The organism is Spirosoma aureum, assembly GCF_011604685.1.
Lineage (GTDB): Bacteria > Bacteroidota > Bacteroidia > Cytophagales > Spirosomataceae > Spirosoma > Spirosoma aureum.
Window position 1 is genome coordinate 893,743 of sequence record NZ_CP050063.1, and the last position, 16,276, is coordinate 910,018.

Annotated in this window: 13 protein-coding genes; 7 read left to right on the plus strand and 6 right to left on the minus strand. The window is 46.8% G+C overall.

What is annotated here, in order from left to right:
- Positions 1-47: 47 nt before the first annotated feature.
- From G8759_RS03605 to rhaM, 4 genes are all read left to right on the plus strand, one after another.
- Positions 48-1,676, plus strand: a complete 1,629-nt coding sequence (locus tag G8759_RS03605) for an amidohydrolase family protein (RefSeq protein ID WP_167205287.1) — start codon at positions 48-50, stop codon at positions 1,674-1,676.
- A 555-nt stretch (positions 1,677-2,231) separates the two neighbouring features.
- Positions 2,232-3,362, plus strand: a complete 1,131-nt coding sequence (locus tag G8759_RS03610) for a glycoside hydrolase family 88/105 protein (protein ID WP_167205289.1) — start codon at positions 2,232-2,234, stop codon at positions 3,360-3,362.
- A complete protein-coding gene (locus tag G8759_RS03615; protein ID WP_197933086.1) occupies positions 3,359-6,217 on the plus strand; it encodes a glycosyl hydrolase in 2,859 nt (952 codons plus the stop codon). The genes G8759_RS03610 and G8759_RS03615 overlap by 4 nt, the downstream gene beginning before the upstream one ends.
- Positions 6,218-6,230: 13 nt before the next feature.
- On the plus strand, positions 6,231-6,545 hold the full coding sequence (gene rhaM, locus G8759_RS03620) for an L-rhamnose mutarotase (protein ID WP_167205291.1): 315 nt from the start codon (positions 6,231-6,233) through the stop codon (positions 6,543-6,545).
- 40 nt (positions 6,546-6,585) lie between these two features.
- Here the strand turns inward: rhaM and G8759_RS03625 are convergent, their stop codons facing one another.
- A complete protein-coding gene (locus G8759_RS03625) occupies positions 6,586-7,599 on the minus strand; it encodes a lysylphosphatidylglycerol synthase transmembrane domain-containing protein (protein WP_167205294.1) in 1,014 nt (337 codons plus the stop codon).
- A 125-nt stretch (positions 7,600-7,724) separates the two neighbouring features.
- Between G8759_RS03625 and G8759_RS03630 the strand changes: the two genes are divergently transcribed.
- From G8759_RS03630 to G8759_RS03640, 3 genes are read left to right on the plus strand one after another with little or no spacing between them, the layout of a single operon-like run.
- Positions 7,725-9,818, plus strand: a complete 2,094-nt coding sequence (locus G8759_RS03630; protein WP_167205296.1) for a DUF7657 domain-containing protein — start codon at positions 7,725-7,727, stop codon at positions 9,816-9,818.
- Positions 9,811-10,491 carry a glycosyltransferase family 2 protein gene (locus G8759_RS03635; RefSeq protein ID WP_167205298.1) on the plus strand — a complete coding sequence of 227 codons (681 nt, stop codon included), beginning with the start codon at positions 9,811-9,813 and terminating at the stop codon, positions 10,489-10,491. The genes G8759_RS03630 and G8759_RS03635 overlap by 8 nt, the downstream gene beginning before the upstream one ends.
- Positions 10,491-10,880 carry a DUF2304 domain-containing protein gene (locus G8759_RS03640; RefSeq protein ID WP_167205300.1) on the plus strand — a complete coding sequence of 130 codons (390 nt, stop codon included), beginning with the start codon at positions 10,491-10,493 and terminating at the stop codon, positions 10,878-10,880. The genes G8759_RS03635 and G8759_RS03640 overlap by 1 nt, the downstream gene beginning before the upstream one ends.
- Positions 10,881-10,908: 28 nt before the next feature.
- On the opposite strand, the gene G8759_RS03645 is transcribed toward G8759_RS03640, so the two are convergent.
- The 5 genes from G8759_RS03645 to G8759_RS03665 form a co-directional block, all read right to left on the minus strand.
- Positions 10,909-11,781, minus strand: coding sequence for an alpha-1,2-fucosyltransferase (locus G8759_RS03645; protein WP_167205302.1), 873 nt, complete (start codon positions 11,779-11,781; stop codon positions 10,909-10,911).
- Positions 11,782-11,810: 29 nt separating this feature from the next.
- Positions 11,811-12,602 (minus strand): FkbM family methyltransferase, encoded by a 792-nt coding sequence (locus G8759_RS03650; RefSeq protein ID WP_167205304.1) that lies wholly within the window; start codon positions 12,600-12,602, stop codon positions 11,811-11,813.
- A 4-nt stretch (positions 12,603-12,606) separates the two neighbouring features.
- Positions 12,607-13,374 carry a DUF268 domain-containing protein gene (locus G8759_RS03655; protein ID WP_167205306.1) on the minus strand — a complete coding sequence of 256 codons (768 nt, stop codon included), beginning with the start codon at positions 13,372-13,374 and terminating at the stop codon, positions 12,607-12,609.
- Positions 13,375-13,380: 6 nt separating this feature from the next.
- Positions 13,381-14,217 (minus strand): glycosyltransferase family 2 protein, encoded by an 837-nt coding sequence (locus tag G8759_RS03660; protein WP_167205308.1) that lies wholly within the window; start codon positions 14,215-14,217, stop codon positions 13,381-13,383.
- A gap of 114 nt (positions 14,218-14,331) precedes the next feature.
- The gene (locus G8759_RS03665; RefSeq protein ID WP_167205310.1) at positions 14,332-16,155 is read right to left on the minus strand and encodes a hypothetical protein; all 1,824 of its coding nucleotides are present in this window, start codon (positions 16,153-16,155) and stop codon (positions 14,332-14,334) included.
- Positions 16,156-16,276 lie beyond the last annotated feature (121 nt).

Consider the following 16,276-nt stretch of genomic DNA (forward strand, 5'->3'; position numbering starts at 1 on the left):
GCCAGTTTCGCTTATCTTACAACTCTTTACCAAATATTTACCCAGTCATGATACAACCTTACTCTCGACTCCTATTAATTGTTTACTGTACTTTTTTTATTTTTCATTCCCTGACGGCTCAGGTTGAAAAATCGCCAGCGCGCCAGGAAGGCGAAGGCCCATTCGGGAAACTAATCATTCGGGGCGTTACGCTTGTGAACAGTACTGGTGCTCCACCAGTCGGCCCGATGGATATTGTGGTCGAAAAGAACCGCATTGTTCAGATTAAACAAGTTGGTTATCCGGGTGTACCAATTGATCCCAAAGGTCGCCCAAAAGCGGCATCGGGCGATAAAGAACTGAACTGCGAAGGAATGTATCTGATGCCCGGTTTCGTGGATATGCACGGCCACATTGGCGGGCAGGCGCAGGGTGCCAATGCTGAATATGTTTTTAAACTCTGGCTTGGGCACGGTATTACGACCATTCGTGACCCATCATGCGGAAACGGCCTCGACTGGGTGCTTGAGCACCGCGCCAAAAGTGAACGGAATGAAATTACGGCACCACGTATCAAAGCCTATACCGTGTTCGGGCAGGGAGCGAAAGAGCCGATCAGTACGCCCGAGCAGGCCCGTGCCTGGGTACAGCAAAATGCCAAACGTGGGGCTGATGGCATTAAATTCTTCGGTGCCGAACCGAATATATTCCGGGCAGCTCTGGAAGAAAACAAAAAATTAGGGCTGCGATCAGCTTGCCACCATGCCCAACTGGAAGTTGCCCGTATGAACGCATTGGCTACCGCGAAAGCTGGTTTGACCTCGCTGGAACACTGGTACGGTTTACCCGAAGCTTTGTTCGATGATAAAACGGTTCAAAATTATCCTGCCAATTACAATTATGGCAACGAACAGAACCGCTTTGAAGAGGCTGGTAATCTCTGGCAGCAAGCAGCAAAACCGGGCACCGACCGGTGGAATAAGGTTATGGACGAACTGATCGCGCTGGATTTTACACTCGATCCCACCTTCAATATCTACGAAGCTAACCGCGAACTGATGCTGGCCCGACGCGCCGAATGGCACGACGACTATACGATGCCCAGCCTGTGGCGGTTTTACGGTCCAAGCCGAATCTCCCACGGGTCGTACTGGCACTCGTGGGGAACCGAGCAGGAAGTTGCCTGGAAAAAGAATTATCAGCTTTGGATGGAGTTCATCAATGAATACAAAAACCGGGGAGGTCGCGTAACCGCTGGCTCCGATTCCGGCTTCATTTATCAGCTATATGGGTTTGCTTACATCCGTGAGCTCGAACTCCTGCGCGAATCGGGATTTCATCCCCTTGAGGTAATCCGGGCGGCCACCCTGAAAGGAGCAGAAGCGCTTGGAATGGCCGATCAGATCGGTTCCGTTGAGATAGGTAAATTGGCTGATTTTGTGATCATTGATCAAAATCCGCTGGCCAATCTGAAAGTGCTTTACGGCACAGGAGCCATTCATCTGAACGACAAAAATGAAGTTGAACGGGTTGGGGGCGTAACGTATACTGTTAAAGATGGTGTCGTTTATGATGCCAAGAAATTACTGGCCGATGTGCGTAAGATGGTCGCTGATGCCAAGCAGAAAGAAAATTTCGAAATAAGCCAGCCAGGTGTGGCACCAAAGCCAGGAAAAATATCGGGTGGTAAGAATTAATCGTCATGGTTTTTGCCTGTAGCCGTGCCACGGTTTAAAACCGTGGCACGGCTACAGGCAAAAACCATGATACTTTTTTTTACAAGAATAGGGATTAGATAGAATGCTGTATAGTGATTTCTTTGACCTGAATGCCCGCTGGCTTTATAACTCGTAGCATATAGAAGCCACTCTGCCATGCGTACGCTTGATTACGTAGCGAATGGGAGAAACTGAATTGCCCATACCTAATAGACTGCTTCAGGCGATAATACTTAATCTCTTTGTACGGAGTTTCATCGGCAAAAAATAGATTTGCCGGGTCGATGTTGTACCGCGACCAGTCAGGTGAGCCACCGACGCAAATGCGTGGACGTCAGTATTCCGTTCTATATCAAAAAACGCTTGGTTCTGTTCGCTGGTCGTAATCCACCGTTTAGCGTTGGAATGAATTGAGTAAAACTTAATAGGTACTTGGGGTAGGAGGGTACATGAGAGTAACAACACCTGACGGAGTTACTTTTGCCTGCGTCGTTTCGTGCAGATTACATTCCATCCCTTTGAACAAACAGGAAGATGCTTTATAAAAAAATCGCCTGTATAGGCTTACTTATAGTATTGACAGGTATTTGGGCTGATGCTCAGAAATTGCCCGAAAAGAAAGAAATACTGGCTAAAATGACACTGGCCAACGACTACTTTATGAAAAAGTGGCCGGACACGGGTAAGGAAATCGTGACGAATAAAACCCGGCCCAGTAACATCTGGACGAGGGCTGTTTATTACGAGGGATTGATGGATTTGTATAAGACCGATCGGCAGCCACGCTATTACGATTATGCCGTCGATTGGGGTGAAAAACACCATTGGGGAATGCGTTCGGGGACAAAAACCCGTAATGCTGATGACCAATGCTGTGGTCAGACCTACATTGATCTGTACCTGATCGATAAGAAGCCGGAACGCATCCATGACATCAAAATCTCCATCGATTCAATGGTGGCCAGCCGGAAAATAGACGACTGGAACTGGATCGATGCCCTGCAAATGGCCATGCCCGTCTTTGCCAAATTAGGCGTTATCTATTCCGACAATGCGTATTTTGAGAAGATGTATCAGATTTATCAGTTCTCGAAAACGCAGCATGGCGGAAATGGACTATATAATCCGAAAGATCATCTGTGGTGGCGCGATAAAGATTTTGTACCTCCCTACAAAGAGCCAAACGGGAAGGATTGCTACTGGTCAAGGGGCAATGGTTGGGTAGTGGCCGCGCTGGTCCGTGTGCTTGACATTATGCCCAAAAATGCACCCCACCGCGACGAATATCAGCAAATGTATCTCGACATGATGCGGGCGCTGGTGCCTATTCAGCGACCAGACGGTTTCTGGAATGTTAGCCTGCTCGATCCAACGAACTATGGCGGGAAAGAATTATCCGGAACTGCTTTGTTTACTTATGGCATGGCCTGGGGGATTAACAAAGGTTTGCTGGATCGTAAAATCTATTCACCAATCATTACCAAAGCCTGGAATGCGATGGTTACCGACTGCGTCCATCCCGATGGCAAGTTGGGCTATGTGCAGGGAACGGGCAAGGAGCCCAAAGATGGACAGCCTGTAACCTACGACAGCATACCCGATTTTGAAGATTATGGATTAGGTTGTTTCCTGCTTGCAGGGAGCGAATTGTGTAAGTTGAAATGAGAAAATTCCTGCTTCTATGGTTGCTGATGGGCACAACAGCGGGATCGATGCTGGCTCAACCGCGCTGGCCCGCCATCACTCAACAGACTAAACCCTGGACCCGGTGGTGGTGGATGGGAAGTGCGGTCAATGATAAAGACCTGACCCGATTGCTGGAAGAGTATCAGAAAGCGGGCCTGGGTGGAGTCGAAATTACACCGATCTATGGCGTAAAAGGGACCGAAATGCAATTTATCAATTTTCTGTCGCCGACCTGGCTGGATCGACTGGATCATACACTTGCCGAAGCTAAGCGACTCAATATGGGTGTGGATATGGCGCAGGCATCGGGTTGGCCGTTTGGTGGGCCATGGGTCACACCGGAAGACGCCTGCAAGTATGTCACCTACAAAACCTATAGCCTGAAAAGCGGGGAGAGTCTGACCGAAGCCGTTACGTATCTGCAGAAGCCCATTCTCCGGATCGTTGGGCAGCCCATTGACCGTAAAGAACTGGTTGAACCAGTGGCAAAAAATCCTGATCTGCAATTTCACGCGTTCGATCAGGTACGCTTCGAGAAACCGCTGCCACTCCAGACACTAATGGCCTATTCAGAAAAAGGGCAGGCAATTGATCTGACCAAATTCGTCGATGGATCCGGCAAGTTGAACTGGACAGCCCCGGCGGATAACTGGATGCTCTATGCCGTGTTTGAGGGCTGGCATGGTAAACAGGTCGAGCGAGCCGGACCCGGTGGTGAAGGCGACGTAATCGATCATTTTTCGAAGGCTGCAACACAGCGTTATCTGCGCCATTTTGACGAAGCCTTTAAAGGGCGGAAGAGTTTGCCAATCCGGGCATTTTTCAATGATTCGTATGAGGTAGATGATGCGCAGGGTGAAGGAAATTGGACCCCGGCAATGTTCACCGAATTTCAGCAACGGCGTGGATATAATCTCAAACAGCATTTACCAGCTCTGTTCGGGAAAGCTGCTGAAGACATCAATAAGCGGGTATTGAGCGATTACCGCGAAACCATTTCGGAGCTATTGCTGGAAAACTACACCCAAACGTGGCACAATTGGGCGAAGGGGAAAGGTGCCCTGATCCGAAATCAGGCGCATGGGTCCCCGGCCAATATTCTTGATCTGTATGCCGCTACCGACATTCCTGAAATTGAAGGAACGGAAATTCTACGAATCAAATTCGCGTCATCGGCGGCACATGTTACCGGTAAACCGCTGACATCGTCTGAGTCGGCAACCTGGGAAAATGAACACTTCCTGTCGAAACTCAGCGATGTAAAAAAAGCCATGGATCGGTTTCTTCTGGGTGGTGTCAATCATACCTTCTATCACGGAACAAACTATTCACCAGCGTCGGCTGCCTGGCCGGGCTGGTTGTTTTATGCGGCTGTACACTTCAATCCGAATAATACCTTCTGGACCGATTTCGGTAAACTGAATCAGTACGTAGCCCGGTGTCAGTCGTTTTTGCAGCTAGGGAAACCCAATAATGATGTGCTGGTGTACCTGCCGATTTACGACGCCTACACCCGTCCCGGAAAAGTGCTGCTACAACATTTCGATGGTATTCAGCATGGTTTTGCTGGAATGCCGGTTGGTAGTATTTCCGAATCGCTTTGGCAGAAAGGCTACGGTTTCGACTTCATTTCAGACAAACAACTGCTGAACGTTTCAACAACGAATGGAACCCTTCAAACCGGTGGTGTAGCCTATCAGACCATCTTGCTGCCTGCTCCGGAATTCATACCACTTGAAACAGTTACGCAACTCATGGCCCTGGCTAAAAATGGAGCCACAATTGTTGTGAACGGTCAGTTGCCTGCCGATGTGCCGGGCCTGGGTAATCTTGACAGTCGGCGAAGTGCGTTTAAAAAGCTGCTTTCTCAGTTAACATTTGCCGATACCGAAAAAGCCGGTATTCGTCGGGCAGTTTTTGGCAAAGGGGCTTTTCTGATTGGAAATGATACCGATGAACTATTAACCCTGGCGGGGGTAAAGCGTGAAACTTTAGCGGATAATGGATTGCAGTATATTCGACGCCGTCATGCAACAGGCCATTACTATTTCATTGTCAATTGGGGCGATAAACCCGTTGATGGATGGATGCCGCTTGCTGGAGCACAGTCTTCAAAGTCAGCCGCCTTGTATAATCCAATGACTGAACAAACGGGAATAGCCGCGCTGCGAACCCGAAACACAACGAATGAGGTTTATCTACAACTTGCCCCCGGTGAGTCCTGCATTCTGGAAACGTCGACTAAGCTGATCAGTAATCCAGACTATCCCTATTTGAAAACGATAGGAAAAGCTCAGGAAATAACGGGTACCTGGACAATTCGATTTGTGTCAGGAGGTGGAGCATTACCCGCAACCGTTAAAACAGAAAAGCTGGCATCCTGGACCGAAATGGCGGGTGATACGGGGAAAACATTTTCAGGAGCTGCTACCTATACCATCTCATTCGCGAAGCCGGCCGAAACCGGTGATGGGTATCTACTCAATCTGGGACGAGTGGCCGAGAGCGCCCGCATTCAGGTCAATGATCAGGATGTTAAAACAGTAATTGGCCCCAACTATCAGCTTTTAATTCCGGAAGCCTGGCTGAAAAATATCAATACACTGACTGTTACGGTATCTAATGGTATGGCCAATCGGATTATAGACATGGACAAACGGCATGTGGAATGGAAGAAATTCTATAACGTCAATATGTCGCCCCGGCTCCGCGAAGACCGGGATGCCAATGGCCTGTTTACAGCCGAACGATGGACTCCGAAAGAATCGGGGTTGATCGGGCCCGTAACGCTTATGCCAGTGAAGGTATTTAAGGCCGACAGTGTCGAGAAATAATCTTAAACCAACAATGGAAGAAATTGCTTTTACAATGAAACTCAAACCGGGCGTCGAAGCCGAATACAAACGCCGTCACGACGAAATCTGGCCCGAATTATCGACCGCTTTGACAGAGGCAGGTATCCGCGATTATTCAATTTTCCTGGATCGGGCGAGTGGCACCTTGTTTGGCGTCCAGAAACGCATGGAAGGGCATTCGGCCACCCGATTGCCTGAACTGCCGGTCATGCAGCGTTGGTGGCAGTATATGGCCGACCTGATGGACGTCAATCCAGATAATTCGCCAGTTGTGCAGCCACTGGAGCCGGTGTTTCATTTAGATTGATCCGTTCAGGATTAAGTGGGTCTTATGGAATCTAACGTACTTATACTTCTACTTGCTTGGCTTTCTGCCGGATCAATATCGGTACGATTAAAAAACTTATACTGCTGAATAGGAGGGAAAAACCGGTTTGAGCTGCATGAAGAAACGTTGCCATGACAACGCTGGCTGTTTCATCCATTCCATAAAGCATAAGGACCCGGCTAACCAGAAAATGATAGGTCCCGACGCCACCCTGCGTCGGGACAGCGATACCTCCCAATGAACTCACCGTCAAAATGGTTAGCGCAGCCGACGGAGGAAGTGACAAGGTTTGGGAAGAAGCAAAAAAGAGGATGTATGTAACGAGGAAGGCCAATGCATAGCTCGCGATCGTGAGGCCAATAAACAAGCTGGGACTTTTCAGTTTTTGAATGGCTATAAAACCTTTGCCCATATTGAGAGCAATAGCACCTAATCGTTTCGATAAAGGGTGCTGTCGAAAGGTCTGATTCCGAAACAGCCAGTAGAAAAAAATAAACAGAAGGATACTGATTCCTGCTAATACGATAAGAATAACACCGGACTGGCCGCTGGACGTCATTCGCGATAGAAGAGGGCTGAATAAATCAGTAATAAATTGACCAACGCGCTTGAACTCAAAGAAAAGCGTTAGCCCAATCAATAGAACAAGCGTGAGTAAATCAATGACCCGCTCGGCCACCACAGAGCCTAAGCCCTGAGAAATTGGAACACCGTCAGTTCGTTGCAATGTGCCACAACGGGTAAGTTCGCCCGCACCAGGAATGATCATGCTAGCCATCGAACCTGCCAGCAAAGCGATTGTTGTTCGAAATAGAGAAGGCTGGTAGCCAAGCGCCTGTAAGGTAAGATGCCAGCGGGCAGCCCGGGCAATATGATACATGCCTATGATGATTCCAGCAACACCCAGCCATCGAAAATTTGCCTGTCGAAACTGAGCCGATAATTCGTTTAGCGGTACGTCTTTTAAAACGTACCAGAGTAAACCAATGGCTAAGAGAATCGGCAATACCTGCCGCACAAACGTGTTATTCATGCGGGCAAATTACCTATTTTAATAAACACATTGCTTGATTTTGGCAAACTGGCATGGTATTGGTAAGTTTGATTAGGTAAAAATGAGAATACCCATAACCCGTATCAGATAGATAACCCTAACTCATGTCAAAGAAAAGGAAAGGCCCCAATCCTGTCCCTACAACCAGTCAGGCAACAAAACCGCTCAAGCCGCAGCCAGCAAATCCTGCTTTAACAGAAGCTATTGTTGCCCCTCAATCCAAACATGTACCTGATTCTGAGCAACCTTTTGAGTTAATACGATTCGATAGGCGAGTCAAATGGTTCATTGGAATCTGTATTGGGCTATTTGTTCTGTTGACACTAGCGAAGATTAATTATTCGTCAATTGGCATGTGGAATACGACCATGCCTGATGGTTCTGATGCCCGGCGTGGTATTATAGCTGGTAAGCCCAAGCCGATACGCATGGATGAATGGGCGATTCTGGCGCCCTTTATGTTATCGCAGGCAAATCAGGGTTTTCCGCTTGAAAATCCGGCTATTGGTGGTGAAAAGGTAGCCCTGGTTGGCTATTTTCCAATTAATCACTTTATCTCTTTTTTTAGACCTGATTACTGGGGTTTTTACCTGTTCGATGTTGATCACGGTTTTGCCTGGCGATGGAATTTTATCCTTTGTTTTGGGTTGATTTCGGTTATGTTGTCTTTTATGTTGCTGACACGTAATCAGTTCTGGCTTTCGGTATTAGGTGCTTTCTGGTTGATTTTCTCTCCCGGTCTGGCCTGGTGGTCTTTCTTTCTCCTGACCAGTATTTATTCGGGATTTGGTATGTTGATCGCATCGGCATATATGTTCTTTTCAACAAAGACAAGAACCATCCTGATTGCAGGTGTTTTGTTTTTCTGGTGCTTCTCAATGTTTGCCCTGACGCTGTATCCGCCTTATCAGGTACCCTTGGGTTATCTGCTGGTCTTTTTGTTGGTCGGTTACACCTGGAGGCATTTCAATAAAGAACTGTTACTAAGCAGACTGTGGCTGAAGCTGGGTGTTTTTGCTGTAGCTTTTGCTGTCATGGGTGTCGTTTTCTACATGTATTATCTGGATGCAAAGTCGACCATCGATGTCATGTCTAACACAGTTTATCCAGGCAAACGCAGTGAAACCGGTGGCACGGGCTTTATTGCTAACTGGTTTTCGGAATATTATGCCGGATGGTTACTCTCTGACCAACGATTTCCACAAACGTGGCTTAATATCTGTGAATTATCGCATTTCATTACATTCACGCCCGTCATTGCCATAGGTACGCTTATTTACTTTACCCGAACAAGAAAAATTGATCCTCTTCTGGCTATTATTCTGGGGTACGTTCTGGTATTGCTAATTTGGATTGAAGTTGGCTTCCCCGCTTTCCTGGCCAAAGCAACCCTGTTGGATGTTAGCCCGACGCGTCGAACGCAAATTCCGTTCGGTATCGCCAACGTAGTACTGGCTATACTTTACATGAGCTATATTCATGCAAAGAAAATCAAGGTCAGTAGTTCCGTTGCGGCTTTGCTTTCAGTGGGCGTAATTGGCTTTATGATTTATGCCGCCTGGCTGAATCTGGAAGATGCACAGGGTATCTATAAGACCTATCAATTGTTTTTGCCTACGGTATTTTTCATTGTTCTTAATTTCCTGTTACTGCCAGTCATTAATTTTCAGTATAAAGAAATTGCTGTAGTAAGTGCAGTGGCTCTATTTACATTGCCTAATCTGAAGATTAATCCGGTTGGTAAAGGCATGTCGCCAATCACTGAAAATGCCCTTTACCAGAAAGTGCGGGAACTCCACCTCAAAGAGCCGAAAGCCCGTTGGGTGGTTCTTGGAAACCAGTATATCACGTACTTAGTTACCGCTACAGGCGTTAATCAGTTAAGCGGAGTGAAGAATCAGCCCGATTTTAAAACGATGCACGTGCTGGATCCAACCGCCAAACGTGACTCTGCCTACAACCGGTATGCGCATTCTGTTTACAATACTTATATCGACCCGGCTCATCCCGATACGGTTATTATGCAGAATGGGTATGAGGATGGCTATCAGGTAGCGCTCGACCCCTGTTCGCCTAAACTTAGGCAGCTTAATGTACGCTATATTATTTTCGATCGCGTTCCGCAGCCGGTCGAAATTCGATGCATGAAACAAGTTGCAAAACTGGGTAATCTCGAAATCTACCGTACTAATGACTGAGCAGATATATATCCTAATCCCGTCTTTCAACGAAGGTAAAGTTATTCGACAGACGATTCGATCTTTAGGTGACCAGTATCATATTGTTGTCATTGACGATGCCTCTACCGACGATACGGCTAATGCCGTGCGTGACTTACCCATCTATTACCTCCGACATGACATCAATCTAGGACAGGGAGCCGCTTTGCAAACCGGTATGGACTTTGCCCTACAACAGGGAGCCGATATTGTTGTTCATTTTGATGCTGACGGACAGCATAATCCAGCGGATATAGATCAATTTATCGACGTACTGAAGACCCGAAAGGTTGATGTTGTGTTAGGTTCACGGTTCATGCGCCAGGAGGATTTGCTGGCTATACCACGCTTACGCCGATTGCTTTTACGCGTGGCCCGAGTTATAAATGGGTTACTTACGGGTCTGTGGTTATCCGACGCGCACAATGGTTTCCGGGTTTTGAACCGGAATGCCCTGCATACTATCCAACTAAAAGAGAATCGAATGGCGCATGCTTCGGAAATCCTTATGCAAATAAGGCGGAATCAGCTTCGCTATGTTGAATGCCCCACTCACATCATTTATACTGAATATTCTCAGGTGAAAGGGCAACGCTGGCAGGGCGCCGTCGATATCTTGATCGATGTATTTATCAATAAATATTTTCGCTAATGAACGCAGATATTCAACTCAGTTTTACACCGATTCAGCTACTGTTATCCCTGTTGCTGTTGGTTGTGGCAGTAGCCTCGCTCCGGCTTTTCAGGAATCGGTTACTGTATAGGTTGTTTTTTGTGGCCATCGTCGTGGTAGGTATTTTGTTTGTTTCCATTCCTGAACTGCCTTACTATATTGCGAACCGATTGGGGGTGGGGCGTGGCGTCGACCTTGTGTTTTATCTGCTCTTTACAGGTTTTCTACTATTGATTGCCGTTCTATATCGGAGGCTGCTTCAGCACGATGTTATTCTGACGCAGATTATCCGTCAGAACGCCATTAAAAATTATAGCGGGATCAAATCACAACTGCCGGAACGAGGTCCAACAAAACGACGGGGATAGTACGAAGGTAATGGAAGGGCACACTAACTTACAGGCGATGCCAGTTTGGACAAATAACCTGCTGGCTCATTAGGGGCTGCCCCGGAAACCACTGGTCAGGTGCGATTACGAGTCGTTCTATTTCTGGATTGAGCCAGGCACCCCACCAGCTAAAGGAGCTGTTGGCTATAATGGCGTGGTGGCATAAACGCATCAAATACAAATCCTGCCAACTATCGGCTCCCTGGTTATGGTCAATAAAGGTAGCCGTTTTACCTAGTTGGCTCAGTTCGCGTTTGGCCCAAATCGGATCGTCTGAAAAAACAAAGAAATGTAGGTCTGAGACTCGTTCGCGCAGGTAGCTAATCGAGCGAATGTAATAGTCTATATCACAGAGTCCATGGTATTGATTGGCAGTTGGATTTGTGACATAATCGCCCCGACGGATGTGAATAAAGGTTGCATTGGGATTCCGAAGAATGGTATTTGCTATTGCTAACGTAACCGCCGATGGTGTTTTCCGAAAAACCAGCTGTTTTCTCAGCGTTTCGGCTACTGGTTTAAAGTAAGATTCAGACTGCCAATAGCCGAAGCAAAGCACGTTTTGGACCTTATCAGGTAATTTCGTTATAGCGTCTGGGTTTGTAGCCGATTCCCTCACCAGAATAGTATTCATGCCCGGCAGATTTACTCGCGCTGATACGCTAATTAAATCCAGAATAGAAGCCTGCTTAGGGCGAATCGAAAAGGTGTCGAGTTCGTATTGTCTTGGAGTGTAATGGCGTAGTCTGGCTAACGTAGTACTCTCCAGAAGGTGCCGTTCCAGGCGTAGTTCTGTCTGGAGTTGATGGGCTAATCGAACCCCGAATGCATATTGAAACAACTGATTGCCTAACCCGCCTAGCAAAACTGAGATGACCATAAATCAGGGGATGGCAGTATGCACACAACTCATTTATGCTCTGCCAGAAAATTAACCGTCACAAATATTTCCAGGTATTCTGTATAACTATCGATTCGGCGGAGACCGTTGCCTACAATTCGGTATACATTGTAGGTTGGCGATAGCAGATTCCAGAAATCCCGAAAGTAGGTCCGTGAGTCAATGCTTGTGCCCCCAAATTCAAATTGAATGAAACGGATACGGCCTTGCTGAATCATTTTGGCCGCTCCTTTCAACACAGCCAATTCATGACCTTCCACATCAATTTTCAGTAAATCGATGTGCTCGATCTTCTGGGCCGCAGAAAATTCATCGACCGTACTGAAGGTAGCTATTTCATTTTTGGCAAATGAAACATTGATGTGGTGTAAATCACGATCATAAACCGACGCCATCCCCGATTGTTCCGCATCTGTAAACAGCGCCATTTCACCAGGACGATCGCTTAGTCCCAGATTATGCTTGATCACATTCGGTTCCGGGAGGTTGGCTTTGAGTGTCTGGTAAGTAGCATGTGATGGCTCGAAGCAATGAATGGCAACCTGATCATCGAACCTGTTTATGAGCATTCGGGCATAGGTACCAACATTCGCACCGACATCAAAGATTGTTGTGCCACGGGGTTGACCGGCTGTTTTCTTAGCTACATAACGGACAACATATTTTTCTCCGCTATCGTCAGTAAACGAGCCTCCGCCATAATTCATGGCGTAAATAACAAACAGATATAATTTTTCGTAAACGGGTTGTAGCAGTGTAATTCGTATAGGTGCCAGCAACCATTGTAAAAACTTCTTCATGAGCTTAGTCGATTCGGCGGGTCATTTCAAAGATACCACACCCATACACACAGCCGAAATTAGTCTGAGCCGCCTGGGTGCGCCAGTCTACATTTTCAAAAAACTGTTCATTATCGTCGATGTACGAAAATCTTTCGATGGTGTAATGAGGCTCAAACAACTGAACCAGATATGCAACCGAAAATACACGGTGCGCGTTATAAACGATGCCTTGTGGACCAATAGGTGATGAGAAATAGAACGTTCCACCCGGCTTAATAATCTGACGGATATTATCTAACGCTTTAATGTGGCCGTTTGCATCGATAGGGTCTCCATAACGTCCCAGACCAAAATGCTCGATGGCGTGGAGGGCCGAAATCGAGTCAGTCGAGTGAATAAGGTCGGTCGGCAGGTTCATTAAATCGGCCTGCCGAAAGCTGACATTAGGGATACTACGGGTCAATGGCCGAATATCGATAATTTCAATCGGTCGATAGGCCGCAACATGCCCAACGAATCCATCGATTCGGGAGCCAATATCCATATGCTTGCCAGGGTTATTCCTGAAGATCCGCTGTGCTACATACAGGTCTTGTAAAAAATAGTGCTTTATTAACTCACCACTCTCGGCATATCGGTCAAAAACAGCAGGGTAGTAGCTAAGAATAGGAAAATCTGAATGGCCGTCAAGCTGCTTTTTGAGCTTAAAATAATCATTTATGTAGTCAGGGGTTGCTTTGATGCCACCCCAAACAATTTGTGAACCGATTTTAAGAATACGTCCAATCATAATGTGTCAGGCTTTAATCAACTGACGGGCCTTATTCATCGATTTGATAAGGATACGTTCAGGTAACAGGTTGATTATATGGGTAATGGTAGCTATTTTGATCCGCTGGCTCAACGGGGCTACATAGCCAAAATCACGTATAAAACTTTCTTTAATCGCTACATTGCTACGCCACTTGATGCGCAGGTTGGTAAATACTGTATTGGTGTTATGAATGCGATAGGCCGTCAGACACTCGGGCAGATTTTGCATGCGCAATCCGCTATTAATCAATAGGAATAAACTGTAATAGTCATTGAAATGTGAAAAGCGAATGACATACAAGTCTTCTTTCAGGACATTGCGATACATCACTGAAGGATTTGCAATGGGAAAGCGTAAATAAAATTCATTAAAGATGGCTTCATGTGAAAGCGGATAGGCACGCATACCTGTCGTATTTCCATGGCTATCGATCAACTCCAGATTACTGCCAACCAGAAACACATCCGGGTTAGCCTGTAGAAAAGCGACCTGTTTGGCCAGACGATCTGGTCGGGCAATATCATCAGCATCAAGCTTGGCAATAAATGTGCCGGTTGCCTGACGGGCGGCTATATTACTGGCTACTTCACCCCCATACCCTAAAGGAGTTGGTTCCCAAAGCGGTCTTACTCGCGGGTCACGCTGGGCATAGTCGGCAACAATACGGGCTGTATTGTCAGAAGATCCATTATCAAAAACTAACAGTTCCAACCGCGAATACGATTGCGACAGGATACTCTCAATTGCCTGGGCCAAATACTGCTCACCGTTATAAACGGGCATAATGACCGATACCAGCGGAGTGTCTGAAGAATTCATTGCAATCGGTCTCTCAACTATCAAGCCACAATGCTATCAAGCTATGTAAACAAACAACATTTTATCGTAAATTTAAGCTTATGTAGCCAGAAAAAATGAGAGCAACTTCCTGCTTTATTTAGTCAGTATGATGTTCATCGGCTGATATACCTTCTCCGCGCCGTTTCTGAGGTAGATCCATAGCGTATACTGCCCTGGTTTCAGGTATTTTTTGTCAAGAACGCAGGAGAATCCTGGCTGGGTATATTTTCTGTTCAGTATGTGGTCGTCCGGGTCCTCCCAGGCGTGTTTCTGCGCAGTAAATGCGTAACAGTCGGTTGCCGAACGGGCAATTACCTGAATGGATGTGTTTCTGGCTAATGATCCATCGATCTGTGCCCACGCCCGGTATAGAATCAGGAAATCGCCGGTTTCGTAGGGTTGGGCATTGACCGTAACGTTATGGCTGGGTAGCAGCTGTGCCGGATCAAAGGGCTCAGGCATACTTTTAAGATCCTCAAACGTAATAGCAGGGACCTGAAAAATTCCCTTTTGGCGAGCATCCGTAAAAATTGTGTTGGCAATCGCCGGATTTGCCCAGTGCAAAAACAGATTCGCTGGATTGGCGTTATAAAAAGCACTGCTGAATTTCAGGTTGCGCGTTCGGTCCTCAATCCGCTTACGGTTTTCCTGATTGATGGCCGACAGATAAACAAACAACGCTACTCCTACATAGCCTGCCAGCACCCCTAACCGCAGATAATGATGCCTGAAGGTTTCAAGGGCCAGTACCGATTGGGTAGCAAACAGCATAACGACCACAATGCCATAGCGTGGCGTAGCAGCTTGCCCAATGCCCATGCCTGAGCGCGTAGCCATGAGCGACAGACAAGTGAGGTAAAGGAATACCAGCCAGCCAACAAGGGGCAAATGCTCAATAATCCGCTTTGTATACCAGAGATAACCAAGCAGGCCAACCGATACCAGCAAGGATAGCGCACCGAACAGCATACTTAATTTCTGGCGACCCGGCCCCAGCAACATGCCTGTCAGTGTAAAAAAGTAACTGATAGCCCGACCCGTATGGTTTATCAGCGAGTCGGCAATGTCGGGGTGATAGGGCGGCCGGATATATCCCCAGAAATAAAGAGCAATCGTAGCCGCAGTAATCGCTAGCCACAAGACCAGCTTTCGATAGGATTGGGTCAGAACCAGCAACGCGGCACCGGCAAAGAACGTAAACATGCCATTTCCACTGGTAAAGGTGGCCAGTACAGCCGCTCCGCAAGCCGCAATAAACGCATTTCGACCGGGTTTGCTCAGGCTATATAGACTAAGCATGGCAAACGGAATGACGTATAGATTCTGTAAGGCTGCCATGCTCCAGGTGGAGAGTTCCCAGTATTGAAACAGGAAAAGCGAATAGGCAGCAGGTACTAGATAAAGGAGCTTTTGCGAAATGGAAAATTGACGGAACGATGCCTTCAGGAAAAGAACGCAGATCAATAATAGCGATACATTACCTACAATAATTAAATGGCTGAAATTCAATTCACCAAATAATCCATAGTCGGCCAGAAAAACCAGCCGGTCGAACACGATTCGATGCTCGTTGTACTGCGAAAAAATCAATTTAAGCCTGTCGCCAAAAGTCAGTTTACCAAAGGCATACTCAGAAATAAAGCTTAGAGCGCTGTTGAAATCGTCTTCGTAAGGAAAGTTATAGGCGTTTTCGAAAATGGTTTTATAGTAGATAAAAATAGGAATAGCTATCAGAATACCCAGGAAAACAGACTGAATGGCCGATGTCCGTTGCGATGTTTCTGACGAACTCGCCAGCATGGGCGCGAACCAGGTTGGGCTGGACAGATTGGTTGATCGGGCTTCCTGTTTCTGATGTTTTTCAACTGGAAATAAGCGTCGGAAAATGGGAGTAGCCTTGGCCGTAAGCGTTGCCATTGAGCAGATCAGTAGAAATTTGACGCGGTAAGTATAGCGCATTATCTACTAGTAGACAAGGAAAGCACAGCTGTATGTTATCGTAGAATCACCGATCGATGATGTGTCGTTTCTGTTTGCT

Coding starts and splice junctions, on each gene's coding strand:
- G8759_RS03605 (WP_167205287.1), top strand. CDS start 48: ATGATACAACCTTACTCTCGACTCCTATTAATTGTTTACTGTACTTTT.
- G8759_RS03610 (WP_167205289.1), top strand. CDS start 2,232: ATGCTTTATAAAAAAATCGCCTGTATAGGCTTACTTATAGTATTGACA.
- G8759_RS03615 (WP_197933086.1), top strand. CDS start 3,359: ATGAGAAAATTCCTGCTTCTATGGTTGCTGATGGGCACAACAGCGGGA.
- rhaM (WP_167205291.1), top strand. CDS start 6,231: ATGGAAGAAATTGCTTTTACAATGAAACTCAAACCGGGCGTCGAAGCC.
- G8759_RS03625 (WP_167205294.1), bottom strand. CDS start 7,599: ATGAATAACACGTTTGTGCGGCAGGTATTGCCGATTCTCTTAGCCATT.
- G8759_RS03630 (WP_167205296.1), top strand. CDS start 7,725: ATGTCAAAGAAAAGGAAAGGCCCCAATCCTGTCCCTACAACCAGTCAG.
- G8759_RS03635 (WP_167205298.1), top strand. CDS start 9,811: ATGACTGAGCAGATATATATCCTAATCCCGTCTTTCAACGAAGGTAAA.
- G8759_RS03640 (WP_167205300.1), top strand. CDS start 10,491: ATGAACGCAGATATTCAACTCAGTTTTACACCGATTCAGCTACTGTTA.
- G8759_RS03645 (WP_167205302.1), bottom strand. CDS start 11,781: ATGGTCATCTCAGTTTTGCTAGGCGGGTTAGGCAATCAGTTGTTTCAA.
- G8759_RS03650 (WP_167205304.1), bottom strand. CDS start 12,602: ATGAAGAAGTTTTTACAATGGTTGCTGGCACCTATACGAATTACACTG.
- G8759_RS03655 (WP_167205306.1), bottom strand. CDS start 13,374: ATGATTGGACGTATTCTTAAAATCGGTTCACAAATTGTTTGGGGTGGC.
- G8759_RS03660 (WP_167205308.1), bottom strand. CDS start 14,217: ATGAATTCTTCAGACACTCCGCTGGTATCGGTCATTATGCCCGTTTAT.
- G8759_RS03665 (WP_167205310.1), bottom strand. CDS start 16,155: ATGGCAACGCTTACGGCCAAGGCTACTCCCATTTTCCGACGCTTATTT.